Source organism: Phenylobacterium sp. (genome assembly GCF_041691455.1).
In the GTDB taxonomy this organism is placed as follows: domain Bacteria; phylum Pseudomonadota; class Alphaproteobacteria; order Caulobacterales; family Caulobacteraceae; genus Phenylobacterium.
This window is the reverse complement of the sequence record NZ_JBEPUO010000001.1, coordinates 497,324-522,200: the sequence shown is the minus strand read 5'-3', so window position 1 is coordinate 522,200 and position 24,877 is coordinate 497,324. Positions and strand designations below refer to the sequence as shown.

General features: G+C 69.5%; 26 protein-coding genes. 14 read left to right on the top strand and 12 right to left on the bottom strand.

What is annotated here, in order from left to right:
* Positions 1–148: 148 nt before the first annotated feature.
* The 3 genes from ACESMY_RS02750 (at position 149) to ACESMY_RS02740 (ending at position 3,319) form a co-directional block, all read left to right on the top strand.
* On the top strand, positions 149–811 hold the full coding sequence (locus ACESMY_RS02750) for a hypothetical protein (protein ID WP_372781920.1): 663 nt from the start codon (positions 149–151) through the stop codon (positions 809–811).
* A gap of 133 nt (positions 812–944) precedes the next feature.
* Complete coding sequence (locus tag ACESMY_RS02745; protein ID WP_372781918.1) at positions 945–2,066, top strand: hypothetical protein; 1,122 nt, start codon at positions 945–947, stop codon at positions 2,064–2,066.
* 44 nt (positions 2,067–2,110) lie between these two features.
* Positions 2,111–3,319: a DUF2252 family protein gene (locus ACESMY_RS02740; protein WP_372781916.1), complete on the top strand. Its 1,209-nt coding sequence runs from the start codon at positions 2,111–2,113 to the stop codon at positions 3,317–3,319.
* Positions 3,320–3,323: 4 nt separating this feature from the next.
* On the opposite strand, the gene ACESMY_RS02735 is transcribed toward ACESMY_RS02740, so the two are convergent.
* Positions 3,324–5,528, bottom strand: coding sequence for an ATP-binding protein (locus tag ACESMY_RS02735; RefSeq protein WP_372781914.1), 2,205 nt, complete (start codon positions 5,526–5,528; stop codon positions 3,324–3,326).
* Between the two features lie 179 nt (positions 5,529–5,707).
* Here ACESMY_RS02735 and ACESMY_RS02730 point away from each other — a divergent pair, with 179 nt between their 5' ends.
* Positions 5,708–6,523 carry a hypothetical protein gene (locus ACESMY_RS02730; RefSeq protein WP_372781912.1) on the top strand — a complete coding sequence of 272 codons (816 nt, stop codon included), beginning with the start codon at positions 5,708–5,710 and terminating at the stop codon, positions 6,521–6,523.
* Between the two features lie 4 nt (positions 6,524–6,527).
* Here the strand turns inward: ACESMY_RS02730 and ACESMY_RS02725 are convergent, their stop codons facing one another.
* Complete coding sequence (locus ACESMY_RS02725; RefSeq protein WP_372781911.1) at positions 6,528–6,998, bottom strand: hypothetical protein; 471 nt, start codon at positions 6,996–6,998, stop codon at positions 6,528–6,530.
* Positions 6,999–7,174: 176 nt separating this feature from the next.
* Between ACESMY_RS02725 and ACESMY_RS02720 the strand changes: the two genes are divergently transcribed.
* A complete protein-coding gene (locus ACESMY_RS02720; RefSeq protein ID WP_372781909.1) occupies positions 7,175–8,578 on the top strand; it encodes a M20/M25/M40 family metallo-hydrolase in 1,404 nt (467 codons plus the stop codon).
* Between the two features lie 5 nt (positions 8,579–8,583).
* Entirely contained in the window at positions 8,584–8,889 is a 306-nt protein-coding gene (locus ACESMY_RS02715) for a putative quinol monooxygenase (RefSeq protein WP_372781907.1), read from the top strand.
* 51 nt (positions 8,890–8,940) lie between these two features.
* On the opposite strand, the gene ACESMY_RS02710 is transcribed toward ACESMY_RS02715, so the two are convergent.
* Positions 8,941–9,084 carry a hypothetical protein gene (locus ACESMY_RS02710; protein WP_372781905.1) on the bottom strand — a complete coding sequence of 48 codons (144 nt, stop codon included), beginning with the start codon at positions 9,082–9,084 and terminating at the stop codon, positions 8,941–8,943.
* A 173-nt stretch (positions 9,085–9,257) separates the two neighbouring features.
* Here ACESMY_RS02710 and ACESMY_RS02705 point away from each other — a divergent pair, with 173 nt between their 5' ends.
* From ACESMY_RS02705 to ACESMY_RS02675, 7 genes are all read left to right on the top strand, one after another.
* On the top strand, positions 9,258–9,812 hold the full coding sequence (locus ACESMY_RS02705; protein WP_372781903.1) for a surface-adhesin E family protein: 555 nt from the start codon (positions 9,258–9,260) through the stop codon (positions 9,810–9,812).
* Between the two features lie 34 nt (positions 9,813–9,846).
* The gene (gene rlmH, locus ACESMY_RS02700; RefSeq protein ID WP_372781901.1) at positions 9,847–10,311 is read left to right on the top strand and encodes a 23S rRNA (pseudouridine(1915)-N(3))-methyltransferase RlmH; all 465 of its coding nucleotides are present in this window, start codon (positions 9,847–9,849) and stop codon (positions 10,309–10,311) included.
* Positions 10,311–11,201: a murein hydrolase activator EnvC gene (locus ACESMY_RS02695; protein ID WP_372781899.1), complete on the top strand. Its 891-nt coding sequence runs from the start codon at positions 10,311–10,313 to the stop codon at positions 11,199–11,201. Before rlmH ends, ACESMY_RS02695 begins: the two co-directional genes overlap by 1 nt.
* A 71-nt stretch (positions 11,202–11,272) precedes the next feature.
* On the top strand, positions 11,273–12,658 hold the full coding sequence (locus tag ACESMY_RS02690; protein WP_372781897.1) for a S41 family peptidase: 1,386 nt from the start codon (positions 11,273–11,275) through the stop codon (positions 12,656–12,658).
* A 136-nt stretch (positions 12,659–12,794) separates the two neighbouring features.
* Complete coding sequence (locus tag ACESMY_RS02685; RefSeq protein WP_372781895.1) at positions 12,795–13,925, top strand: divergent polysaccharide deacetylase family protein; 1,131 nt, start codon at positions 12,795–12,797, stop codon at positions 13,923–13,925.
* 17 nt (positions 13,926–13,942) lie between these two features.
* Entirely contained in the window at positions 13,943–14,446 is a 504-nt protein-coding gene (locus tag ACESMY_RS02680) for an RNA pyrophosphohydrolase (protein WP_372781893.1), read from the top strand.
* A complete protein-coding gene (locus ACESMY_RS02675; RefSeq protein WP_372781891.1) occupies positions 14,447–15,208 on the top strand; it encodes an alpha/beta hydrolase in 762 nt (253 codons plus the stop codon).
* Here ACESMY_RS02675 and ACESMY_RS02670 read toward each other — a convergent pair.
* From ACESMY_RS02670 to ACESMY_RS02635, 8 genes are all read right to left on the bottom strand, one after another.
* Positions 15,192–15,440, bottom strand: a complete 249-nt coding sequence (locus tag ACESMY_RS02670) for a hypothetical protein (protein ID WP_372781889.1) — start codon at positions 15,438–15,440, stop codon at positions 15,192–15,194. The two genes, ACESMY_RS02675 and ACESMY_RS02670, sit on opposite strands and share 17 nt — an antisense overlap.
* Entirely contained in the window at positions 15,437–16,234 is a 798-nt protein-coding gene (locus ACESMY_RS02665; protein ID WP_372781887.1) for a hypothetical protein, read from the bottom strand. Before ACESMY_RS02665 ends, ACESMY_RS02670 begins: the two co-directional genes overlap by 4 nt.
* 88 nt (positions 16,235–16,322) lie before the next feature.
* Positions 16,323–16,586 (bottom strand): ATP synthase F1 subunit epsilon, encoded by a 264-nt coding sequence (locus tag ACESMY_RS02660; protein WP_372781885.1) that lies wholly within the window; start codon positions 16,584–16,586, stop codon positions 16,323–16,325.
* Positions 16,586–18,109 (bottom strand): F0F1 ATP synthase subunit beta, encoded by a 1,524-nt coding sequence (gene atpD / locus ACESMY_RS02655; RefSeq protein WP_372781883.1) that lies wholly within the window; start codon positions 18,107–18,109, stop codon positions 16,586–16,588. The genes ACESMY_RS02660 and atpD overlap by 1 nt, the downstream gene beginning before the upstream one ends.
* A gap of 19 nt (positions 18,110–18,128) precedes the next feature.
* Positions 18,129–18,995 carry a F0F1 ATP synthase subunit gamma gene (locus ACESMY_RS02650; RefSeq protein WP_372781881.1) on the bottom strand — a complete coding sequence of 289 codons (867 nt, stop codon included), beginning with the start codon at positions 18,993–18,995 and terminating at the stop codon, positions 18,129–18,131.
* A 29-nt stretch (positions 18,996–19,024) separates the two neighbouring features.
* Positions 19,025–20,557, bottom strand: coding sequence for a F0F1 ATP synthase subunit alpha (gene atpA, locus ACESMY_RS02645; RefSeq protein ID WP_372781879.1), 1,533 nt, complete (start codon positions 20,555–20,557; stop codon positions 19,025–19,027).
* A 5-nt stretch (positions 20,558–20,562) separates the two neighbouring features.
* Positions 20,563–21,117 (bottom strand): F0F1 ATP synthase subunit delta, encoded by a 555-nt coding sequence (locus tag ACESMY_RS02640; protein WP_372781877.1) that lies wholly within the window; start codon positions 21,115–21,117, stop codon positions 20,563–20,565.
* A 317-nt stretch (positions 21,118–21,434) separates the two neighbouring features.
* Entirely contained in the window at positions 21,435–21,779 is a 345-nt protein-coding gene (locus tag ACESMY_RS02635; protein ID WP_372781875.1) for a hypothetical protein, read from the bottom strand.
* Between the two features lie 372 nt (positions 21,780–22,151).
* Here ACESMY_RS02635 and ACESMY_RS02630 point away from each other — a divergent pair, with 372 nt between their 5' ends.
* Positions 22,152–24,230 carry an ATP-binding protein gene (locus ACESMY_RS02630; protein WP_372781873.1) on the top strand — a complete coding sequence of 693 codons (2,079 nt, stop codon included), beginning with the start codon at positions 22,152–22,154 and terminating at the stop codon, positions 24,228–24,230.
* On the opposite strand, the gene ACESMY_RS02625 is transcribed toward ACESMY_RS02630, so the two are convergent.
* Positions 24,211–24,828, bottom strand: a complete 618-nt coding sequence (locus tag ACESMY_RS02625) for a thioredoxin domain-containing protein (protein WP_372781871.1) — start codon at positions 24,826–24,828, stop codon at positions 24,211–24,213. The genes ACESMY_RS02630 and ACESMY_RS02625 overlap by 20 nt on opposite strands.
* Between the last annotated feature and the right edge of the window lie 49 nt (positions 24,829–24,877).

Genomic DNA, 24,877 nt, shown 5'->3' with positions numbered 1-24,877 from the left:
CTGGCCCGCAGAATCGCCACAAGCCGCCGATCCGGCCTGGGCTGTCAACTTCAGGCAGTGTTCGGCGCCTGCCGTCCCTCGCCAAAGTTGCGCGACGGGGCGGCTCATGGCGTAGTCGCCTCGGAGATCAACGTTCGGGGGAACGCCTGTGCTGATCTACGGCGTGTTCGCGCTCGGCGCGCTCTGCATGCTCCTGGGCTTCTTCACCGTCGTCCGGGGGATCGGCGCGTCGGACTCCGAGGCCACCGTCAAGATGTTCGGGGTCGAGTTCCACGCCTCGAAGCTGGGCCCCGGCCTGGTGTTCTCGGTCCTTGGCCTGATCCTGGTGGTGGTGGCCGTCAGCGTCGAAAAGACCCGTTCGGACGCCCCGACCGCGACCCTCGCCTCCGGCCCCGCCCCGGCCAATGCTCCGGCCGCGCCGTCGGGCCAGGCCGGCCAGGCGCCGGCCGCCGCCGCGCCGACCTTCTCGCCGCCGGTCCAGCCGGTCGAAACCCCGAGGCCCGCCGGCATGAGCCACGATGAGGTCGCCGCCCTGCTGCAGGACACGCTCGCCAAGGGAGCCCTGGGCTATTGCCCGCCGGAGAGCCTCGAACCGGCCCTGCTGGTGAACTGCGAGCGCAACGCGCCGGCGATGCAGCAGATGTTCGCCTCGGCCGGGCCGATCCGCGGGGTGAGCTACGCCGGCAAGGCCATGACCCCGCAGGGCGAGGTCGATCAATACAATGTCATCTACCAGAACGGCGCGGTGACCTGGAAAGCCGTCGTCACGCCCGCCCGCAAGTTCGCCGCGCTGTGGAACGGCCCGCCCTAGACCGCCCGCGGCGGGCTCCGCGCCGAAGCTTCACCGTTAACCGGCGCCCTTAACAGTCCTTTGGCGATTGCATGAGAAGCATGGCGCTCTAGGGCCGCGGTCGCGGCTCGCATCAGCATTCGGGCGGTCGGGCGTGGCGGGTTCCAACGAACGCATCTACCGAAGCCTCCGGGGCCTCGAGAAGACGGCCTCCACCAGCCGCGTCCTGAACCTCGCCGTGGTGTCGGGGCGCAACGCCGGCAACCCCGAACACTTGGCCAAGCCGCTGTTCAAAAGCCCGGTCCTGAACGGCGCGGTCATCCTCAAGCACCGGCTGCGCGCTGACGAGGCCGACCTCTTCGAGAGCGGCTCCCGCACCGCGACCAAGATCATCGTGCCCTTCGACCGTTCCGACCTGGCGCTCGGCGGGCGCGCCGTGTTCGTCGGCGAGCGGGGCTGGCTGCCCATGCTCACCGAGCTGCGCGGCGGCGCCGACGACATCACCCGCGACGTCGAGATCCTCGAATCCATCGACCAACTGCCGTCGCTCGACCCTTTCCTGCTGCGCGAGCACATCAAGCGCCGCGGCTATGAGGTCAGCCCCACCTATTTCGACATCTCGCCGGCCGACGTCGACCGTATGCAGCGCTTCGTGGGGGGCGAGATCGCTCGCCTGATCGAACTCGCCTACGGCGGCGCCGGCAGCGGTGGGGCCACCGGGCGCCTGGTCGAGGCGCTGCTGTCCTCCAAGACCGACGAGCGGCTCGAACCGCTTCGCCTGACCCTGCAGCTCGAAGGCGAGAGCTACCGCGAGGGCATCTTCTGCTGGAAGGGCTTCCTCTACTACAAGTGGGTCCTGAACACCCTTTGGCCGCGTCTGAAGGAAGTCCTGGTCGAAGTCACCAGGGTCCGGGTCGAGGGGCCGCGCGAACGCGACGTGATGATCGTGATCGAGGAAACCAAGGTGCGCCTGCGCAACGCCATGGAGACCCAGGTCAAGGCGGTGATGGGTTACCTCAAGGCCTATGATCAGGTCTTCCAGCAGCTCACCGACGGCAACGCCATCGCCTTCCGCGACTTCCTCCTGAAATCGCCCGAGATGTTCATGTCGCTGGGCGAAGGCGCCGGCACCGTCAGCCACGTGGCGAGCTTCTGGCGCTTCCGCTTCCCGGTGGGCAAACAGCTGACCGCGCCGATGGCCGAACTCCTGGAGATTCTGCAGGACTTCGAGGCCGGCCTCGGCGCCGAGCCGCACCCGCTGAGCTACGCGGCCTGACCACCGGCGGAACCTTCCGGACACGGCGGGCTTCACTCCAGGCCATGGCCAAGCCTGCTTATCCCGATCCCGACGACCGCGCCGCCCTGCTGCGCGACGCCCAGCGGCTGAAGATGACCCGCTCGGCCCATGCTTATGTGCGCGGCTCGACGCTGAAGTTCTACGAATGGCTGGAAGCCAGCGCCGGCAAGGTCCCCGAGGGCCCGGCGGTGTGGATCTGCGGCGACTGCCACTCGGGCAACCTCGGGCCCGTCTCGAGCGCCCGCGGGCAGGTCGCCGTGCAGATCCGCGACCTCGACCAGACGGTGATCGGCAACCCGGCGCACGACCTGATCCGGCTGGGGCTGTCGCTGGCCACCGCCGCTCGCGGCTCGAACCTGCCGGGCGTCACCACCGCGCTCATGCTGGAGCACATGATCGAAGGCTACGAGGCCGGACTGCAGGGCGAGACCCTGGCGCCCGACGAGGAGACCACGCCCAAGGAGGTCCGCCGCGTACTGCGCCAGGCGCTCCGGCGGCGCTGGAAGCACCTGGCCCGCGAGCGGATCGAGGATGTCCGGCCGGCGATCCCGCTCGGCAAGCGGTTCTGGCCGCTGTCGGAGCCCGAGCGCGCGGCCCTGACCGCGCTCGCCGACGACGAAGACCTGCGCAAGCTGGTGACCGGCCTGCAGCACCGCCCCGACGACGCGCCGATCGAGATCCTCGACGGCGCCTACTGGATGAAGGGCTGCAGCTCTCTGGGCAGGCTGCGCTACGCCATGCTGGTGGGCGTGGCCGGCGAGGACGGCAAGCAGGAGACCCTGCTGATCGACATCAAGGAGGCCGTGCCGGCCGCCGCGCCCCGCGCGCCGGGCGCGAAGATGCCGAGCGACAATGCCAGGCGGGTGGTCGCCGGCGCCCGGGCGCTGTCGCCGTTCCTGGGCCGGCGGATGATGGCCGGGAAGCTGCTTCGCCGCTCGGTGGTGATCCGCGAACTCACCCCGCAGGACCTGAAGCTCGACATCGACAGCCTGAGCCGCGAGGAGGCGGTGCGCGCGGCGCACTATCTGGCGCTGGTGGTGGGGCGGGCCCACGCCCGTCAGCTGGACGCGGGCGCCAAGGCCGCCTGGCGAGCCGAGCTGGCGCGCAACCGCTCGACGACCCTGGATGCGCCGTTCTGGCTCTGGTCGGCGATCGTCGAGCTGATCCAGAGCCACGAGGCGGCCTATCTAGACCATTGCCGCCGCTACGCCCTGCAGGACCGGGCCGCCTAGGCGATCAGGCCGCGTCGGCCGCCGCCGGCGAATCCTCCGCCTCGTCCGCCGCGATCACCCGGGCGATTTCCGCCATCAGCGCCGTGGGCGAGATCGGCTTGGCGACCACCCCGTTCATCCCGGCCGCGAGATACTCCGCCCGCTGATGGACCATGACGTTGGCGGTCAGGCCGATGATCGGCACGTGGGCGACGGCGTCGGCGAGGCCGCGGATCGCGCGGGTGGTCTCGACGCCGTCCATATGCGGCATCTGGACGTCCATCAGGATCAGGTCGTGGCCGCCGCGGCGAGCCGCCTGCAGGCCCAGGACCCCGTCCTCGGCCTCCTCGATCGTAGCGCCCAGGCGGGTCAGCATGGTGCGCGCCACCAGCCGGTTGGTCGGATTGTCCTCGACCAGCAGGATGTTGACGCCCCCAAGCAGGCCTTCCTCGACCGGCTCCAGGCTGGCCGGCGCGGCGGCGGGCGCATCGAAGGCCATGCAGAAGGTCGACCCTTCGCCCTCGACGCTGAAGAAGGTGATGTCGCCGCCCATCATGCGGGCCAGCGCCTGGGTGATGGACAGGCCAAGGCCGGTGCCGCCGAACCGGCGCGCCGTATTGCCTTCGGCCTGCCGGAAGCGCTCGAAAAGGTGGCCCTGGGCCTCGGGGCTCATGCCGATACCGGTGTCCTCGACCTCCAGGGTGACGTGGCGGCGGTCTTCGCCGGCGGGGGTCACCGCCAGGCGGGCCGTGACGCAGCCCTTGGCGGTGAACTTCACCGCATTGCCCAGGAGGTTGAACATCGCCTGGCGCACGCGGACCGGATCGGCCTCGATCCACAGGTCGCCGCCGACGATCTCGCTCCTCAGGTCGATGCCCTTGGCGCGGGCCTGGCCCCCGACCAGGGTGACCACCGCCTGCAGGGCCTCGTCGGCCCGCATCGCCTCAGGGGCCATTTCCAGCTGGCCGGCGTCGATCTTCGAGAAGTCGAGCACGTCGTTGAGCAGCTGCGACAGCATCCGGCCGCAGTCGTTGGCCTGGCGGATCAGCTCACGGCCCTCGGACGAGATCGGCTCGCGGTCCATCAGGTGCAGGGCGCCCAGGACGCCGTTCATCGGGGTGCGAATCTCGTGGCTGACATTGGCCAGGAACTCGGCCTTCGCCTGATTGGCCGCTTCCGCCTCGGCCTTGGCCTCGACCAGGGCCGCTTCGGCGGCCACCTGATGGGTGACGTCGCGGCTGACGCCGATCAGGCCGGCCGGAACGCCGTCCTCGTAGAACACCTTGCCGCTCGCCTGCAGCCAGAGCCACCGGCCGTCCTTGTGGCGCACGCGGACGGTCACCGATTCCGACCGGCCGGGATTGGCCATCAGCCGGCGCATCGAGGCGGTGATCAGCGGCGCGTCCTCGGGGTGGTGGTAGTCGCCCTGCGACGTCCCGACGAGCTCCTCGGGCCGGTAGCCGAGCATCGCCAGGCTGCCGGGGGAAACGTACTCACGGATCCCGTGGATGTTGGTGCGGGTGATGACGTCGGTGACGTTCTCGGCCAGGACTTCGAAATTGTGCAGGCTTTCATTGATGCGCCGCTGCGACTGCTGCATCGAGGGCGTGTCGATGGCCCGGCCCAGACTGAAGACGGTGCTCAGGCCCAGGACGATCCAGATCGGCAGCATCTGGCGCCACTCGAGCCCGCCGGCCAGGGAGACCACGATGAGGGCGGCGACCGCCGGGGCCATGCCGGCGGCGAAGAAGGCCACCGGCGTGCTGTAGACCAGCATGAGCGCCAGCGAGCCGACCGCCATGAACAGCGAAGCTGCGGTGGCGTGACCCTCGGTCGTCCCGGAGCGCCACAGCAACACGCCCAGCAGCAGCCACCAGAGGCTGATCCCGACGTAGCTGACGGCGAAATTGCCCCGCGCCCACCAGCCGGGGGCCTGGCCCTTCGCCTGCCGGCGCGAGGCGAACCAGCACCAGACCTCCAGGGCCATCCCGCCCGCGGTCCAGCCCGCGCAGAGCCGCCAGGGAAGGACCAGCATGGCCATCAGGGTGGCCAGGACGGTCACCGACACCCGAGGGACAGTCACGCCGTGGATGGCCACGGCTATTTCGTCCATCAGCCGGGCGAGGCTCGGTCGTCGGCCTTTGGCGTCCCAGGGCATCGCCTCGACCGGCCGCAGGGTCGAGCTGGCGGCGACCTCAGCGCGACGCGGATCGTGGTTTGGGGCGGTCAAGATGAAGTCCTTGGCACCCTCAACCTTTGCAGCCGGTTGGTGAGGAAACCGACAAGATGTCTGCGACAAAATGGCTTGATTTCAATTGGCTGCGCGGGCCCCGCGGCCAACCACCCCCTAGGCGAACGGCCCCGCTGAGCGTAACTTGGTCGTGAGGGACGGCTCATGGAGCTGTCACAATGCGACTTCTGGGGGCTGGAGCTCTACTCACCCTGGTCGGGGCGGCGGTTGCGGGACCGCTCTCCACGAACACAGCGGCTGCGGCTGGCCTGGAGCCGTCGGCCTGGGCGATCACGCCCGAAGAGGCCCTGTGCCACACCGATCTTGAGCTGGTCGCCCGCTCCGGCGCGGTCGCGCCCATCTCGCTGGTCTCCGATGGAGACCGCGTCATGCTGCGCTTCACCCGCGAGAGCGTGCCCAGCCAGGCCTTCCTGCCGATCCGCGTCGACGGCCGGCCCTTCGCCAACCTCGTGCGGCGCACGGGGGATGAGGGCCTGGCGGTCATGGGCCTGAGCGACGAGACCCTGGCGGCGCTGCGCCACGGCAAGACCCTGCAGATCGCCTGGCTGTCGGACGAGGCGGTCAGCGCCTCCCTGGCCGGCGCCGGACAGGGCATCGCCGACCTCAAGACCTGCGGCGCCGAGGTGGCCAGCCAGCACCGGGCCCGCGAGGCCGAGCTCGACGTCCAGCGCAGCCGCGCCCACGCCGAGGCCCGCGCCCAGGCGGTGGCCGACGAGCAGCTGGCGACCGCCCGGGCCCAGACCGCCGCGGCCGAGGCCGTGCGCCAGCGCGCCGCGGCGGAAACCGAGCAGCTCGCCGCCCAGGCCGAGCAGCAGCGCGCCATGGCTGACGGAGAGCGCCAGCGCCTGCTCGCCGAGCAGGACCGCCAGCGCGCGATCGCCGCCCAGCAGCAGTACTACTATTCGGACCGCGGACCGCCGGCCCAGCCGCCGCCCGCGCCCTGGGGCTACTACCGGCCCTACTACCCGCGCTGAGCCCTCAGGGCGGCGGCGGAACGCGGGCGGAATGCAGGAACTCGAGCCGCCAGCGGCCGTCGTGGTAGCCGAGCACGGCGGACTCCAGCCAGGTCACCGGCTGCATGGCGCCGGCCTTGCCGGACGCCCCCCTGTTGACCCAGGCGGCCCAAGCCTGGTCGCAAGCCGCGTGGACGTCCATGTCCTGCAGGTTCCACTCGATCTTCACGCCGGAAGCGTGGGCGGACTTCACCAGTTCGCCGAGCGCCGTCCCGTCGAACCGCTTGCCTGCGTCGAAGGCGTAGAAGCCCGGCGCCTGGAGGTCCGCCTCGGCGGCCACGTCATCCCGCGCGCCGGCCGCGAACCAGCCGCGCACGACGGCCTCGGCGTCCCGCGCCGCGTCCTTGGCCGGCGCGCAACCCGGGGCGGCCGAGGCCGCACCGGCGCAGGCGAGCAGGGCGGCGGCGAGGCCGAACGGGAGAAGTCTCAGGCGCATCTGTTTCCCCCGGCGTTGCGTGTCCAGCGACAGTCATTCCGTGTTCCGCGGAACACAAGCCGCCTTGAGGCCCATGGCCCGATCGCAGCTCGCCGCCAGGGACTTTAAGGGCTCTTCCCTTGCGTCGGCCCGACCGTACGGCGAAGGTCGCGCGCCCTCAGTTCCGGAGCCCGCCCTTGCGTCTGCCTCTCCTCGCCGCCGCCTTCGTCCTCGCCGCCGCCGCGACCGCCGCGTCCGCCCAGCCCCTGCCGACCGAGCACCCGCTGCTGCATGAGCTGGCGGGTCAGGTCTCGGCCGAGCGGCAGCATGCTGTCATCGCCCGGCTGGTCGCCTTCGGCACCCGCCACACCCTGTCCGACACCAAGTCCGGCGCCCGCGGCATCGGCGCCGCCCGGCGCTGGGTCGCCGCCGAGTTCGCGGCCATGTCGAAGGACTGCGGCGGCTGCCTGACGATCGAGACCCCGGCCCAGACGGTCACCGGCCGCCGCGTGCCCAATCCGACCGAAGTGATGGACGTGCTGGCCATCCAGCCCGGGACCACGGACCCGGACCGGGTGATCGTCATCTCCGGCCACATCGACAGCCGCGTCACCGACGTCATGAACTTCACCGCCGATGCGCCCGGCGCCAATGACGACGCCTCGGGCGTGGCCGCGGTCATGGAAGCCGCGCGCGTGCTGTCGAAGCACAAATTCCCGGCCACCCTGGTCTTCGCGGTGCTCTCCGGCGAGGAGCAGGGCTTGCTGGGCGGCAAGGTGCTCGCCGACACCGCCAAGGCCAAGGGCTGGCGCGTCGAGGCCGACCTCAACAACGATATCGTCGGCAATTCCGAGGGCATCAACGGCGTGCGCGAAACCACCCGCGTGCGGGTGTTCTCCGAAGGGACCAAGACGGTCGAGACCGCCGCCGAGGCCGACAAGCGCCGCTACAACGGCGGCGAGGTCGACAGTCCCTCGCGCCAGCTCGCCCGCTTCATGGACGGCCTCGCCGACCGCTATCTCGGCAATTTCAAGGTCACCATGGTCTACCGGACCGACCGTTTCAGCCGGGGCGGCGACCAGGTGGAGATGCTGAAGGCCGGCTTCCCCTCCGTGCGGGTCACCGAGGCCAACGAGAACTACACCCGCCAGCACCAGGACCTCCGCACCGAGGGCGGGATCAAGTACGGCGACCTGATCGAAGGCGTCGACTTCGCCTACCTGGCCAACGTCACGCGCCTCAACGTGATCTCCATGGCCGCGCTCGCCTCGGCGCCCGCGCCGCCCACCCACGTCGACATCTCCGGGGCGGTGTCGGCCGACACCACGGTCAAGTGGTCGCCGGCGCTCGATGCGAAGAGCTATCGGCTGTGGTGGCGTTCCACGACCGACCCGCAGTGGCGCCACAGCCGAGAGGCCGCGCCCAGCGGCCAGGCGGTGCTCAAGGACGTCAACATCGACGACTGGTTCTTCGGGGTCAGCGCCGTGGGCGCTGACGGCTATCAGAGCCCCGTGGTGTTCCCGGGCTCCCCGGGGAGCTGGACGCACGAGGAGCCGCCGCCCGCCCCCGCCGCGCCGGGGACCCCGGGCGCCAAGCCGTAGACCCCATGCTGATCGTCACCGGCTCCGTCACCGCCCGGCCCGAGACCTTCGAGGCCCTGCGCCGCGCGGCGCTCGACCATGTGGCGCGCTCGCGCACCGAGCCGGGCTGCCTGACGCACAGCGTACACGTCGACTGCGAAGAGCCGCTCAAGCTGTTCTTCTATGAGGAATGGGCCGACCGGGCGGCGCTCGACACCCATTTCGCCCAGCCAGGATCGGGGGCCTTCATGCGCGCGGTTCGCGAGCTTGCGGCCGCCGGCACGCGGGTCCGCATCCTGCCTGTCGAGGACCGGACGGAAAGGGCGGGCTGAGGACGGCAAGCCCCGGCGCCCGCGAGGGGACCGGGGCCGCCGGAGTATCGGCTAGCGATGCATATGGTGGTGGTGGTGCATCATGTGATGGTGGTGCGCCATGTGATGATGATGGTGCATCGGGTGCGCCGAGGCGACGCCGGCCGACAGAGCGAGTGCGACAGTCGCCGCGAGCGCCAGGGTAACGAGTTTCAAGATCATTCCTCCCAGTTCTTAGGTCCCCCGAATCAGTAGCGGGGCACACGGCTTGCATGGCGTCCACACAATTGCCGCGACGGCAAGGGCTCCGGGGCGCCATACTGACGCTTGGAGAGTTGGGTTGCCAGTCGCGGCGCGGAACGGGACGCGCCTTTGTCATGAGCTCTCCTATGCGCCTTCGACCCCTCCTGCTCGCGGCCGCCCTCGGCCTCCTGACGGCGTCCGCCGCCCAGGCGTCGGTCTATGCGGTGATCAGTTCGACGCCGGACGTGGTGACGGTGGTCGATCCCCGGGCGTCGGAGATGGTGGGCGGCCCCGGCGTGCGGCGGACCTGGGCGGTCAGCGTGAAACGCACCCTGGTCTCGGGCGGCCCGCAGCAGCCGGGCTATGTGCGCATGCTCAACGAATACGACTGCGCCCAGCGGAAAATCCGCTGGCGGAGCTTCGACGTCTACTCGCGGTTCGGCGCGCCGGTGATGCACAAGGACAATGACGACGACAGCTGGGCGCCGGCCACGGACGGCGGCGAGGGCGAGGCGGGCCTGCGCGTGGTCTGCGACGCCGAGGCCGGCCGTTCGGCGATCGCCGCCCCGTCGGTGAGCCACCTGGTGATCGGCCTGATGCAGGCCTGGGACGCGGCGGCGCCCCTGCCGCCGCTGCAGCCCGTGGAGCCGATCGCCAGGAAGAAGTCCGCGCACCGGGACAAGGTCGCGGCGCGGCGATAGACCTGCCCTGCCCATTTTGGGACAGGACAGCGCCTTGAAAATCTCGATCCTGGCCATCGGACGACTGGCCCGCTCGCCGGAAACCGAGCTGGTGAAGACCTATGCGGACCGCGCGACCGCCGCCGGCCGTTCGCTGGGCCTGGGCCCCATCGAGGTGGTCGAGGTGGAAAGCCGCAAACCCGGCAAGGCGGCGGAAGCCGAGGCCCTGCTGCCGCATCTGACCGACGCCCACCTGATCGCCTGCGACGAGCATGGCCCGGCCCGGCCCTCGCGCGCCTTCGCCGAGGAGATCGCGACCTTGCGCGACCGCGGGGTGCGCCGGCTGGTCTTCCTGATCGGCGGGGCCGACGGGCTCGATCCGGCCCTGCTCGCCCGCGCCAGCGGCAAGCTGGCGTTCGGGCCGCAGACCTGGCCGCACGCGCTGGCCCGCGTCATGTTGTCCGAGCAGCTTTATCGCGCAGTCACAATCCTGGCCGGTTCACCCTATCATCGGGACTGATGAAGACCGCCCGACTCAACCGGTTCAGCCTGATCTTCCCGGCGACGCTGCTGGCGCTCGCGGTGGGCGCCGTCGCGATCGCCGCGACCGGCGACCGGCTGGCGCGGCTGAACGTCGAGGAGACCGAACTCTCGGCCGAGCAGGCGCACAACATGAGCCAGCTTTCCCGTCTGCTCACGGTTCTGGAGCAGCTGAAGCGCGACCCGCCGCCGGCCCTCCTGGTCTCGCCGAAGGACGCCAAGAACGCCGTGCGCGCCGCGATCCTCGTCAAGGCCATGACGCCGGACCTGCAGGGCCGCGCCATGGGCTATGCGCAGGAGGCCGGCGAGATGATGCGCCAGCGCCGCCTGGCCGCCGTCGAGAGCGAGGCGCTGTTCACCAACGAGAGCGAGATCGCCGAGGCCAATCCCCCACCGGCCGGCCCGCCGGCCCTGCGCGGCCCCGCCGCCCCCGCGCTCGCCGACACGGCCATCACGCCGCCGCAAACGCTCGATAGGCCAACCTCCGGCCCCATCGTGCGGCGGTTCGGCGAGTCCCTGGCGAGTGGCGGTCACTCGAACGGCCTGACCATCGCCGCCGCCGGCGGAGCCAAGGTCGCCAGTCCCGGACCGGGGTCCGTCCAATATGTGGGCCCCGTAAAGGGATGGGGCGTCATCTTGATATTAAGGCTGGCGGGTGGATACCATCTGGTGCTTGCTGGCCTGGACAAGACGTCGGTCTCGGTTGGGCAATCTGTCGCGGCGGGACAAGCTGTCGGATGGATGCCCGATAGCCGACAATCGGACGACGAGAAGGCCAGCGGCCAGAAGGCCACCAGGGAACTCTACCTGGAAGTCAGGGAACAAGGCGCGCCGGTGGACCCGGGGCGTTGGTTGAACAAAGCGGGCTGAGCGCCCTCAGAAGCGTTCGTAGGGGCCTGGATCAAAAGCGGTTGCGGCCGCAAGGGAGCCTACGGCAGGCGATGAAGAAGTACCTCCTGATCGGCGTTTCCGCCTTCGTGCTTGGCGCGGGCTCCATGGCTTACGTGAGCCAGCACGCCATGGCCGCGGCGACGCCCAAGGCCAACACCTACCGTATGCTGGGCCTGTTCGGCGACGTGCTCGACACCGTCGAGCGCCAGTACGTCACCCCGGTGGACGACACCAAGCTGATCCACGCGGCCCTCGACGGGATGCTGACCTCGCTCGATCCCCATTCGGGCTACCTCGACCCCGAGGGTTTCGACGACATGCGCGACCAGACGCGCGGCGAATACGGCGGCCTCGGCCTGGAAGTCACCAGCGAGGACGGCGTGGTCAAGGTGATCTCGCCGATCGACGACACCCCCGCCGCCAAGGCCGGCCTCAAGCCCGGCGACTACATCACCGCCGTCAACGGCGACAGCGTCCTGGGCCTCTCGGTCAGCGACGCGGTCAAGCAGATGCGCGGCAAGCCCGGTGAGACGGTCACCCTGACCATCGCCCGGGAGAAATCCGACCCCTTCGACGTGAAGGTGGTCCGCGAGATCATCAAACAGAAGACCGCCGTCGCCCGCCTCGAAGGCGACTACGGCGTGCTGCGGGTCTCCGGCTTCGACGAGAAGACCACCGACGAGGCGCAGGCCGCCTTCGCCGAGATCCACGCCAAGAACCCGAAGATGAAGGGCCTGATCCTCGACCTGCGCCGCAATCCCGGCGGCCTGCTCGACCAGGCGGTCGGCATCTCCGACCTGTTCCTGGAAGGCGGCGAGATCGTCAGCCAGCGCGGCCGCGATCCGCGCGACGTCGAGCGCTACAACGCCCGGCCGGGCGACATCACCGGCGGCCTGCCGATGGTGGTGCTGATCGACTCAGGCACGGCCTCGGCCGCCGAGATCGTCGCCGGCGCCCTGCAGGACCGCAAGCGGGCCGAGATCGTCGGCCTGACCAGCTTCGGCAAGGGCTCGGTGCAGACCGTGATCCCGCTGCGCGGCGGCATGGACGGGGCGCTGAAGCTGACCACGGCGCGCTACTACACCCCCTCCGGCCGCTCGATCCAGAAGACCGGCATCGAGCCGGACCTGGAGGTCGCCTCCACCAAGGATGAGGCCCAGACCATCGCCAACCACGCCTACCAGTTCTCGGAAGCCTCGTTCAAAAACGCGCTCAACGCCGAGGAGGGCAAGGTCCGCAAGGCGCCGCACGCCCCCGCCGAGGCGCCGCCGGACAGCTTCGACGCCAAGAAGGACTTCCAGCTGGCCCGCGCCGAGGACGTCCTGCACTACGGCTCGGTCGCCATGACCCCGAAACTGGCCAAGCCCACGGCCCGGCTCGCCGAAGTTCTGAGCAAGGCCAAGGTCGCCGAGGTCAAGGCGCCGACGCCGAAATAGCCCTTTTCGCCCGCGCGACCGGCGGCGAATCCGCGCAGCCGCGTCCTGGGGTTGAAAAAGGGAGCCTAGTCGCGCCGATGGGAAGGCCCCGTTAACCCTGTTTTGGGACTCTCCGCTTCGAGGAGCACCCAAAGCCTTGGCCACGATCGCCCTGCCCCGCATGTCCGTCCCAAGCTTTGACGTCGGCCGCCTGAAGGCCCTGGCCTCAAGCCGCTACGCCGGCGCGGGCGCCGCGGCCGTGGTGCTGGTGCTGTCGGTGGCGATCCTTATTAAGCTGCTGGGGCCCGCCACCCACGATCCCAACGCCGTGCGCGTCTCGCTGTCCTCGGCGCTCGGACACGCCCCGCAGGGCTGGCGCCAGACGCTCAGCCCCCTCCACGGCCCCGTGCAGACCGTCGAGGACGTCATCCGCCTCTCCGAGCGGCCGCTGCCCTCCATCGCCGCGGCCTCGCGCCGGCCCGGCCTGGCCATCCCGCCGCCGGCGCCCGGCGCGCCGCTGCCGGCCGCCCCCATCGCCGGCTTCTTCACCCCGGGCCCCGCCGGCCCCCTGCCGATCATCGCCCAGGACGGCCGCACGCCGTTCGAGGCCTACCGCCGCCCCTTCATCTCCAACGGACGCCCGAAGATCGCCCTGGTGATCGGCGGCCTCGGCCTGAACGCGCGGGCCACCCAGGCGGCCATCGAGACCCTGCCGCCGGAGATCACGCTCTCCTTCACCCCCTACGCCGAAGGCCTGCAGGGCTGGATCGACATGGCCCGCGCCCACGGCCACGAGGTCCTGCTCGAGACGCCGATGGAGCCCATCGACTTTCCGGACAACGATCCGGGCCCCTACACCCTGATGGCCGGCGCCCAGGGGCCGGAGACCGTCCGCAAGCTGGAGTGGATCCTCTCGCGCGCCACCGGCTATTTCGGCCTGACCAACTATCTGGGCTCGCGGTTCCTGGCCTCGGACGACGCCTACCAGACCTTCACCAGCACGGTTCGCGGGCGCGGCCTGGCCTTCATCGACGACGGCTCCGCGGCCCGCCGGGCCGGCGGCGGCGTGGCCCGCGGCTCGGCCGAACGGGTGATCGACGATCAGCTCAATCAGGCCGCCATCGACCAGCAGCTGCTGGCGCTGGAAGCCGGCGCCCTGCAGCGCGGCCAGGCGTTCGGCGCGGGCTTCGCCTATCCGGTGACCCTGGAAAAGGTCGCCCAGTGGTCACACGCCCTGGAACAGCGCGGCTTCCAGCTGGCGCCGGCCTCGGCTCTGACCCACCAATAGGCTAGTAGTCTGGGCTGATGACCCAGGACCTGGACCTCTATCGTCCCAACGTCGGCGTCGTCCTGTTCCATCCGGACGGCCGGGTGTGGCTGGGACGGCGCGTCGGCACGCCCGGGCCGCACAACTGGCAGTTCCCGCAGGGCGGGGTCGATCCCGGCGAGGATCTCGAGGCGGCCGCGCGGCGCGAGCTCACCGAGGAGACCGGGGCGACGAACGCGACCTTCCTCGGCCGCACCGAGGGTTGGGTGGCCTATGATTTCCCCGCCGGCCACGGCGGGGCCAAGGCGCTGCGCGGGTGGCGGGGACAAAAGCAGGTGTGGTTCGCCTTCCGCTTCGAGGGCCGTGACGCCGACTTCGATCTGGCGGCCCACGCGCCGCCGGAGTTCGACGCCTGGCGCTGGGCGTTTCTCGAAGAGGCCGCGGAACTGATCGTACCGTTCAAGAAAGCGGCCTATGACCGGGTGGTCGAGGCCTTCGGGACCTTCGCCGCCAAGCGCGCACATCCGCAACGAGAGGATTGAATGACGGCCATCGTCATGGTGCACGGCGCCTTTTGCGGCGGCTGGGCCTTCGAGCATTTCCGCGCGCCCTTCGAGGCGGCGGGTTTCGAGGTGCTCGCGCCCGACCTGCGGGGCCACGGCGCGGACGAGCCGTCGGAGGCGGTGATCGGGGTCTCGATGACCGACTATGCCGCCGACATCGCCAAGCTCTGCGCCGAGCTTCCGGAGCCGCCCGTGCTGCTTGGCCATTCCATGGGCGGCCTGGTCGCCCAGCTGGCGGCCCGCAAGGCGAAGCTCAAGGCGCTGGTCCTGCTGGCGCCCTCGCCGCCCTGGGGCGTGGCCGGCTCGAGCCTGGAAGAGGCCGCGACCGCCTTCGGCGTGCAGATGATGGGCGCCTTCTCCTCGGGAGCCCTGCAGCCGGACAACGGCCTGATGCGCGCCTATAGCCTCGACCGGATGCCCAAGGCCGAACGCGAGGCCGCCGTGGCGCGGCTGCGGCCGGAAAGCGCGCGCGCCGTGCGCGAGACGCTGAACTGGTGGCTGGATCCGTTCATGACCACCAGCGTCGGTCCCGGCGCCATCGAGGCGCCTTGCCTGGTGATCGCCGGCGCCGGCGATGTCGTGCATTCGCCGGGCACAGCCCGGGCCACCGCCGAGCGGCTTGGCGCCGCGTTCAAGACCATGCCCGGCATGAGCCACTGGCTGGTCGGAGAGCCCGGCTGGGACGCCGTCGCCGAGACGGTGCTGCGCTGGCTCTCAGAAGAGGTCAGCCTCGCCGCTTGAGGCCCAGCCGGACGAGCCCGGCCAGAGCGACCAGCGCCCAGGACCCTTCCATCACGGTCGAAGACAGATTGAAGTCCGCCACCAGCAGCGAGACCAGGATCAGGCCCGCGCCGACGAAGTTCGCCAGCAGCGACCAGACGCCCTTGGCGTCGAGGCGGCCAAAGGCGGCGCCGGCATAGGCCACCAGGATCATCAGGACGCCGGCGAGGCCCGCGGCGTCCGTCCAGCTCATTGGGGCGTGATTTTGCGTTCTTGGTAGACGAACTCGGCCGTCGCGAAATTCTTGTTGAGCGGGGTGTCGTCCGGCTTGGTCATCGTCGAGAAGTTGATCGCCGTCGATGAGGTGGAGTCCAGGTGCTCCCACGACTTCCGCACGCGCTTCACGCCGTCGCCGTCGGTGTTCACATAGTTGGCCTGCAGGATCAGCTCCGGCTGGTGCAGGAACGACCAGACGTTGAAGGCCTTCACGATCGGCTGCTCCTGGCCCAGGGCGTAGTGCACCTCGCCGCGGCAGGCGTCCTTGTTCACGCCCGAGGGGAACATGGTGACCGTGTAGTTCCGGTCGCCACCCAGCGGCATCGACCAGGTCCCGTCACGGCGGTTCAGCTTCAGACCGAGCGGCTTGGCCAGATCGTCGAGCTTGCTGCCGCGCACCAGGGGCACGCAGAGCTTTTCGACGATGTTGAGCAACACCGCGCCGTCGCCGGTGGTCGGCAGGGTGGGCGGGGCCTCGGCGGCCGGCGCCGCGGCGGCGTCTGGCGCGGCCGTGGTTGGGGCTGCCGTGGTCGGGGCGGCCGTGGTCGGGGCGGCCGTGGTCGGGGCAGCCGTGGTCGGGGCGGCCGGGGGTGCGGTTGTGGTTGCGGGAGCCGCCGTGGTCGGGGCGGCGGTCGTCGGCGGCGCCGGCGTCGCGGGCGCGGCCGGAGCCGGTTGCGTCGCCGCCGCCGGAGCGGGCGCGGCAGGTGTCTGCGCCTGGGCCGCGGAAACCACGGCCGCGGTGAGTATCAGACTGGCGAGGGCGGTGCGCATCTAAGTTCCCCTGACTTTTCAGCGGGCCATAAAACGGGACCACGGCGCCCGAGGCAAGGCCAAACGACGGCTAATTTACAACTATAATTCAGCTGGCTTCAACTGCATGCTCGGCGAGCACCGTGAAGCCGTCCGGCGTGACGTCGGCGAAGCCGCCGCGCACTTCGAAGACGGTGATCTTGCCGTCGTTGTGCACACGCACCGGACCTTCCTTGAGCGCGGTCATGAACGGCGCGTGGCCGGCCAGCACGCCGAAGTCGCCCTCGGAGCCCGGCGCGTCCACCTGGTCGACGAGCCCCGAGAAGAGCTCGCGTTCCGGAGAGACCAGCGAGAAGCGGAGCTTGTCGGCCATCAGGCTTCCGCCGCCAGCTGCTCGGCCTTGCGCACCGCGTCCTCGATGGTGCCGACGTTGTAGAAGGCGGCCTCGGGCAGGTGGTCGTATTCCCCGTCCACCACCGCCTTAAACGAGCGGATGGTGTCTTCCAGGCTGACGAAGATGCCTGGCATGTTGGTGAACTGCTCCGCCACGTGGAAGGGCTGGGACAGGAACTTGGAGATCTTCCGGGCGCGGGCGACCGTCAGCTTGTCCTCTTCCGACAGCTCGTCCATCCCGAGGATGGCGATGATGTCCTTCAGCGCCTTGTAGGCCTGCAGGGTCTCCTGCACGCGGCGGGCGACGTTGTAGTGCTCTTCGCCAATCACCAGCGGGTCCATGATCCGCGAGGTGGAGTCCAGCGGGTCCACCGCCGGGAAGATCGCCTGGGCGGCGATGTCGCGGGAGAGCACCGTGGTCGCGTCCAGGTGGGCGAAGGAGGTCGCCGGCGCCGGGTCGGTCATGTCGTCGGCGGGGACGTAGATCGCCTGCACCGAGGTGATCGAGCCCTTGTTGGTCGACGCGATCCGTTCCTGCAGGTTGCCCATCTCGGTGGCCAGTGTCGGCTGATAGCCCACGGCCGAGGGGATCCGGCCCAGCAACGCCGACACTTCCGCGCCGGCCTGGGTGAAGCGGAAGATGTTGTCGATGAAGAGCAGCACGTCCTTGCCCTCTTCGTCGCGGAAGTATTCGGCTTGGGCGAGGCCCGTCAGGGCGACCCGCGCGCGGGCGCCCGGAGGCTCGTTCATCTGGCCGTAGACCAGGGCGCACTTGGAGCCCTCGCCGCCGCCCGGCAGGTTCACGTTGGACTCGATCATCTCGTGATAGAGGTCGTTGCCCTCGCGGGTGCGTTCGCCGACCCCGGCCAGCACCGAATAGCCGCCGTAGGCCTTGGCGATGTTGTTGATCAGCTCCTGCATGGTCACGGTCTTGCCGACGCCGGCGCCGCCGAACAGGCCGATCTTGCCGCCCTTGGTGTAGGGGCAGAGCAGGTCCACCACCTTGATGCCGGTGACCAGCACTTCGGCCGAGGTCGACTGCTCGGCGAAGGACGGCGCCTCGCGGTGGATCGAGGAGGTGAAGGTGGTGGCGATCGGGCCGGCTTCGTCGATCGGGTCGCCGATGACGTTCATGATCCGGCCCAGCGTCGCGGGCCCCACCGGCACGGTGATCGGACGGCCGGTGTCGAACACCGGCTGGCCGCGGGTCAGGCCCTCGGTGGTGTCCATGGCGATGGCGCGCACGGTGTTCTCGCCCAGGTGCTGGGCGACTTCGAACACCAGGCGGAAGGGCTGGCCGGTCCGCTGGTCGGTGTTGGTGGTTTCCAGCGCGCTCTGGATGGCCGGCAGGTGGCCCTCGAACTCCACGTCGACGACGGCGCCGATGATCTGCACCAGCTTGCCGGTGGCGACGGCCTTGACGGGCGCGGCGGGCTTGGCGGCGGCCTTCGGAGCCGCCGGCTTCTTCGCGGCGGCGGGCTTCTTGGCGGTGGTGGTGGCCATGGCTGTCTCTTTCGACTTTCTAGAGCGCTTCGGCGCCGGAGATGATCTCGATCAGCTCCTTGGTGATCTGCGCCTGGCGTGAGCGGTTGTACTGCAGGGTGAGGGCCGAGATCATGTCCCCGGCGTTGCGGGTGGCGTTGTCCATCGCGGTCATCTGGGCCGCGAAGAAGCCGGCCTGGTTCTCCAGCATGGCGGAGAAGATCTGGGTGGTGATGTTGCGGGGCAGGAGCTCCTCGAGGATGGTCTCCTCGTCCGGCTCGTACTCGTAGACGGCGCCCTTCAGGTCGATGGGCTGGGCGGCGGCCTGGATCTCGGCGGGGATCAACTGGACGCCCATCGCGGTCTGGATGACCACCGATTTGAACTTCGAGAAGAACAGCGTGACCACGTCGACGTCGCCGGCCTCGAACAGCTCGCGCACCTTGGCCGAGACCTCTTCGGCCACCGCCAGCGAGGGATTGCCGCCGGCCTCGAAGGCACCCACCGAACGGTCGATACGCTTCAGCTGGTCGCGCGCCTTGCGGCCGACGGTCAGGACGCGGACGTCCTTGCCCTCGGCCAGCAGGCGGTTGATGCGCTCGCGCGCGGCGCGGACGATCGAGGTGTTGAACCCGCCGGCCAGCCCGCGGTCCGAGGTCGCCACGACGACGAGGTGGCGCTGGTCGGAGCCGGTGCCCACCAGGAGCCGCGGCGCGCCCTCGCCCGAAACCCCGGCGGCGAGGTTGGCGATCACCGCGGCCATGCGCTCGGCATAGGGCCGGGCGTTCTGGGCAGCGTCTTGGCTGCGGCGAAGCTTCGCCGCCGCCACCATCTGCAACGCCTTCGTGATCTTCTGCGTGGCTTTCACGCTTCCGATCCGATTGCGCATCTCCTTGAGGCTGGCCATCGCCTAGATCCTGATCCTCTGGGTCAGTTTCAAGCGAAGGTTTCGGCGAAGGCGGCCAGCACCGACTTCAGATCGTCTTCGACGTTCTTGAGGTCTTTTTCGATGCGGATCTTGTCCAGCAGAGCCTGGTGCTTGCCGTGCAGGTGGGCGAGCAGCTCGCTCTCGAACCGGCGGACCTGGTTGGTGGCGATGCGGTCGAGATAGCCGCGGGTGCCGGCGTAGACCACGGCGACCTGTTCTTCCACGGCCAGCGGCGAGTACTGCGGCTGCTTCAGGAGTTCGGTCAGGCGCTCGCCGCGCGCCAGCTGGCGCTGGGTGGTGATGTCGAGGTCGGAGCCGAACTTCGCGAAGGCGGCCATTTCCCGGTACTGGGCGAGCTCGCCCTTGATCGGGCCGGCGGCGGTCTTCATGGCCTTGATCTGGGCCGAGGAGCCCACGCGGCTCACCGAGATGCCGACGTTCACCGCCGGGCGGATGCCCTGGAAGAAGAGGTCGGTTTCCAGGAAGATCTGGCCGTCGGTGATCGAGATCACATTGGTCGGGATATAGGCCGAGACGTCGTTGGCCTGGGTCTCGATCAGCGGCAGGGCGGTCAGCGAGCCGGAGCCGTTGTCCTCGTTGAGCTTGGCGGCCCGCTCCAGCAGGCGGCTGTGCAGGTAGAAGACGTCGCCGGGATAGGCTTCGCGGCCCGGCGGGCGGCGCAGCAGCAGCGACATCTGGCGATAGGCGACGGCCTGCTTGGAAAGGTCGTCATAGATGATCACGGCGTGCATGCCGTTGTCGCGGAACCACTCGCCCATGGCGCAGCCCGAGAAGGGCGCCAGGAATTGCAGCGGGGCCGGTTCAGAGGCGGTCGCGGAGACCACGATGGTGTAGTCGAGCGCGCCGCGCTCCTCGAGCGTCTTGACGATCTGGGCGACAGTCGAGCGCTTTTGGCCGATGGCGACGTAGATGCAATAGAGCTTGGCGCTCTCGTCCGTCCCCGCGTTGATCGACTTCTGGTTCAGGATGGTGTCGATCGCCACGGCGGTCTTGCCGGTCTGGCGGTCGCCGATGATCAGCTCGCGCTGGCCGCGGCCGACCGGGATCAGGGTGTCGATGGCCTTCAGGCCGGTCTGCACCGGCTCATGCACCGACTTCCGCGGAATGATGCCCGGGGCCTTCACGTCCACCCGGCGGCGCTCGGCGACATTGGTCAGCGGACCCTTGCCGTCGATCGGCTCGCCCAGCGGATTGACCACCCGGCCGAGCAGGCCCTTGCCGACCGGCACGTCCACGATCTCGCCCAGGCGGCGGACTTCGTCGCCCTCCGAGATCGAGCGGTCTTCGCCGAAGATCACGACGCCGACGTTGTCACGCTCGAGGTTGAGGGCCATGCCCTTCACCCCGGCCTTGGGGAACTCGACCATCTCGCCGGCCTGGACGCTGTCGAGGCCGAACACGCGGGCGATGCCGTCGCCGACCGACAGCACCTTGCCGACGTCGGAGACGTCAGCGTCTTCGCCGAAATTGGCGATCTGCGACTTGAGGATGGCCGAAATCTCGGCGGCGCGGATATCCATGGATCTTACGCTCTCTTGAGGGCGAATTTCAGGGAGTCGAGCTTCGACTTGAGCGAAGCGTCGAACAGACGGGAGCCGACCTGCACCTTGATCCCGCCGAGGATGGCGGGGTCGACGCGGGTCTCGATTTCGGGATCCTTGCCCAGCGCCTGACGGAGCGCCGCGGCGAGGCCCTTGGCCTGGGCGGCGTTGAGCGGCAGGGCCGTGGTGACCTGGGCGGAGACCGCGCCACGGGCCTTGGCCGACAGCGCCTCATAGCCGGTGATCACCGAAGCCAGCAGCGAGGCGCGGCCGTTGGCGGCCAGGAGGCCCAGGAACTTCTTGGTGGTGGCGTTGAACTTCGCCTTGTCGGCGATGGCCGCCAGACCCTTGCCCTTGTCGTCCGCGCCAAAGGCGGGCGAGCCCACCAGGACCCGCAGATCATGGCTGTCCCTGAGCGCATTCTTCAGGGATTTCAGGTCGGCCTCGATGGCTGAAACCTGCTTCTCTTCGCTCGCCAGATCGAACAGGGCCTGAGCGTATCTGGAGCCCACATTCGATAGCTTGGAATCGTCCGCCACTTAAGTGTCCGCCCGGTGCGACTAGGGAGCCGCCGCAGTAATCTCCGCGACAGCCTTAAAGGCTTGAAAGCGCTTGGAAAAAGCACATCGAGCACAAAGGCCTCAAAGACCCCCGGCCCAAAGCCGCGCGCCTGATAGCACGCGACCTCCCGCGCCGCAACACAACGGGCGCCCCTCGGGACCCGACGAATAGTCACGGGGTCCGCGCCTTACGTCACGGCAGTCCGACGCCAGGCAAAGAAAAGGGCGCCGACCCGAAGGCCGGCGCCCAAGTTCAGAAGCTCGACAACAGAGCTGCTGGGAGATCGGAGACCAGGCTATTTCGTGGCCAGCTGCGGGCTGGCCGTGCGGGCGACGGCGACGCTGTTGCAGGCGCCGAGACGCGTGTCGTCCATGGTCTTGGTGCTGGTGAAGGCCGTGACCGCGCCGACGTTGGCGGCGACGGTTTTGCAGGCGCCGGTCGAGAAGGTCTCGGAGGTGGCGGCGCTGGCGACGCAGGTGTCCGCTTCGCATTTGAAGATCGCGCCGCCGGCGATGAACTTCACCGGTTGCGAGACGGGTTGTTGCAGCTTGGCGATCACCGGTTCAGCGGCGAAGGCCGGGGCGGCGACGGAGAGGGTGGCGAAAGCGGCGCAGGCGGCCGCAAGGGTAAGGAGCTTCATGATGAGGCCCTCCAAACAGTTCGGGGAGTGGCGGCGTCCCTGCTCAAGACACCGGCCCGGCCTGCCGCGTGGGATCGTCCCGGGTATCCCCACCCGAAGCGCACAGCCAACTGAGCAACGCTAAGATAACAGTGTTAAGATCGATCGCAACCGCTATTTTCGCACACCCGGTATGCAGGAATGTCGCGGACCCGTCGCGATCACCGCCGGGCGTCTGCGAACCCGTCATCCGGCGCCGTTCGGACAACCGTTCCACGCCCGCCGCTATGCGACGGATTAGCCTGCGACATATCGCGCGCGGATCGTTTCCAGCCTCGCCCTTAACCCACATAGCCCACGCTGCCGCTTTGCCGAGAAGCCCAGATCCGACCTATGAAAAAGTCCAAGGGCCGCAAAGACCGTCCGTCGCCGAAGGCCGCGCCTTTCGGCCTCGACCTGTCGCTGGCGGTGTTCGACCGCGCCGCGCGCCTGGCGGCCAGCATGTTCTCCTCGGCGGGCGCCTCGATCATCCTCGTCCACGACGGTGAGATCTGGCGCAGCCGATATGCCGACGACCTGCCGGCCGAGGACCCGGTGACCGAGGCTATCCTGGCGGGCGGCGAGCTGTTCTGGGTCGAGGACGGCAGGCTGGATCCGCGGGTCTCGGACAATCCCCTGGTCACCGGCCCGCCGTTCCTGCGTTTCAACGCCGTCGTGCCCATCTGCCTGCCGGACGGCGCCCGGCCGGGGGTCCTGAGCATCTCGGGGCTGGAGCCGCAGGCGTTCGACGCGGGCAAGGCCGCGCGCCTCAGGGACCTGGCCGACTTCGTCGCGGATGAATGGGCCAGGGCCCAGTCGGTGCGCGAACGCGACGCGGCGTTCCGGCGAAGCGAGCGCTCCGAGGAGCGGCTGAACCTGGCGCTGGCGCTCGCGGACCTGCACGTCTGGGAGCTGGACTACCAGCAACAGCAGCTGTTCAAGGCCGGCGCGGAGGACACCTTCTTCAGCGAACCGCAAACCTTCGAGGGCGTGCACCGGGACGTCACCGTGACCATCGATCCGCGGGACCGCGACCGCGTGGCCGCCGCCTGGAACGACCATGTCGAGACCGGCGCGCCCTATCGGCCGGAGTACCGGATCAACCGTTCCGACGGTCGCGAAGTCTGGGCGCAGGGGGTGGTCAAGCTGTTCGCCGACGAGCAGGGACGGCCCGCGCGGCTGATCGGGGCGCTCCAGAACATCACCGAACGCAAGCTCGCCGAGCTGTCGCTGCTGCAGGCCAAGGCGGAGGCCGAGGCCGCCAACCAGGCCAAGAGCGCCTTCCTGGCGACCATGAGTCACGAGATCCGCACGCCGCTCAACGGCGTGCTGGGCATGGCCCAGGCGATGGCGGCGGACGATCTGGCGCCGCACCAGCGCGAGCGGCTGGACGTGGTCCGCCACTCCGGCGAGGCCCTGCTGAGTATCCTGAACGACGTCCTCGACCTCTCCAAGATCGAGGCCGGCATGCTGGAGCTGGAGGTGATCGAGTTCGATCTGGCCGACCTCGCCCGCCGAGCCCACTCCAACTTCGCGAGCCTGGCCAGCGAGAAGGCCATGTCGTTCGTCCTCGACGTCGACGCCGCGCCGGGGATCTATCGGGGCGATCCGACCCGGCTGTGGCAGATTCTCAACAACCTGATCGCCAACGCGCTGAAATTCACCGAGGTGGGCGAAATCCGGATCGGCGTCGCCCACGCCGACGGGCGGCTGAGCATCGTCGTCAGCGACACCGGCGTCGGCATGTCGGCCGACAGCCTGTCTTCCCTGTTCGACAAATTCACCCAGGCCGACTCCTCGACGACCCGCCGTTTCGGCGGCACGGGCCTCGGCCTGGCGATCTGCCGCGAACTGGCCGAGCTCATGGGCGGGTCGATCGAGGCGACCAGCACCCTGGACTCGGGATCGACCTTCACGGTCGTCACGCCCCTGCAATGGGTCGGCCCGGCGCCGCGGGCCGGGACAGCGCCGTCCACGGAACAGCCAAGCTGGGCGCGGACTGACGCGATCCGGGTGCTCGCGGCCGAGGACAACGCCGTCAATCAGCTGGTCCTCAGGACGCTGCTGCAGCAGGTCGGCCTGGAGCCGGTGATCGTGGCCAACGGCGCCGAGGCCGTCGCCGCCTGGGAGAGGGAGCCCTGGGACATGATCCTCATGGACGTCCAGATGCCGGTGATGGACGGGCCGACGGCGACCCGGACCATCCGGAGCCTGGAGGCCGCCGCGGGCCGCGCCCGCACGCCGATCATCGGCCTGACCGCCAACGCCATGGCTCACCAGGTGGCGGACTACCGGAGCGCGGGCATGGACCTGGTGCTCACCAAGCCGATCGAAACCCGACGCCTGTTCGAGGCCTTGCAGGCCGCGATCGAGATGACCGCGAGTACGGCGGCGACAGTCGCGAAGCGGTCGCCTAGCCCCCGGAGGCCTTGATCGCCGCGTCGATCTCTTCCAGCGAATGGAAGCCAGGCTCCATCGCCTTGCCGTTGATCACGAAGGTCGGCGTGGAGTTGACGTGGTCGTCGCGGTTATGGCGCTCGACGCGGTCGTTCAGCGCCTGCAGCGACTTCTCGTCGTTGATGCATGCCTTGAAGCCGTCCTCGGTCATGCCGACCGACTTGGCGATGTCGAGCAGGGTTTCGCGCGGCGCCTGGAAGGCCTGCTCCTGGTTCTTGAAGATCGCGTCGTTGACCGCGAAATACTTGTCCTTGCCGGCGCAGCGGGCGACCAGGAAGCCGGAGGCGGCGACCTGAATCTCCGCGCCCTGCCCGACCAGCATCTCGCGGAAGACGTAGTGGATCTTGCCGGTGTCGATGTATTTCGCCTTGAAGGCCGGATAGACCTCCTTCTGCCACTTGGCGCAGACCGGGCAGCCGACCGAGGCGTATTCCACCACCGTGGTCTTGGCCTGGGCGTTCCCCAGGCCCATGTCGTCGGGCAGCGCCCCCGCGCCGCCGCCGACCTTCGGGGAACAGGCCGCCGCGCCCAACACCATCAGCGCCACGAGCGCCACAACCTTGATCCGCAACATCTTGAACTGTCCCTCCAGGGAACGCCGGCCCGAAGCCTTGAGGCTCAGC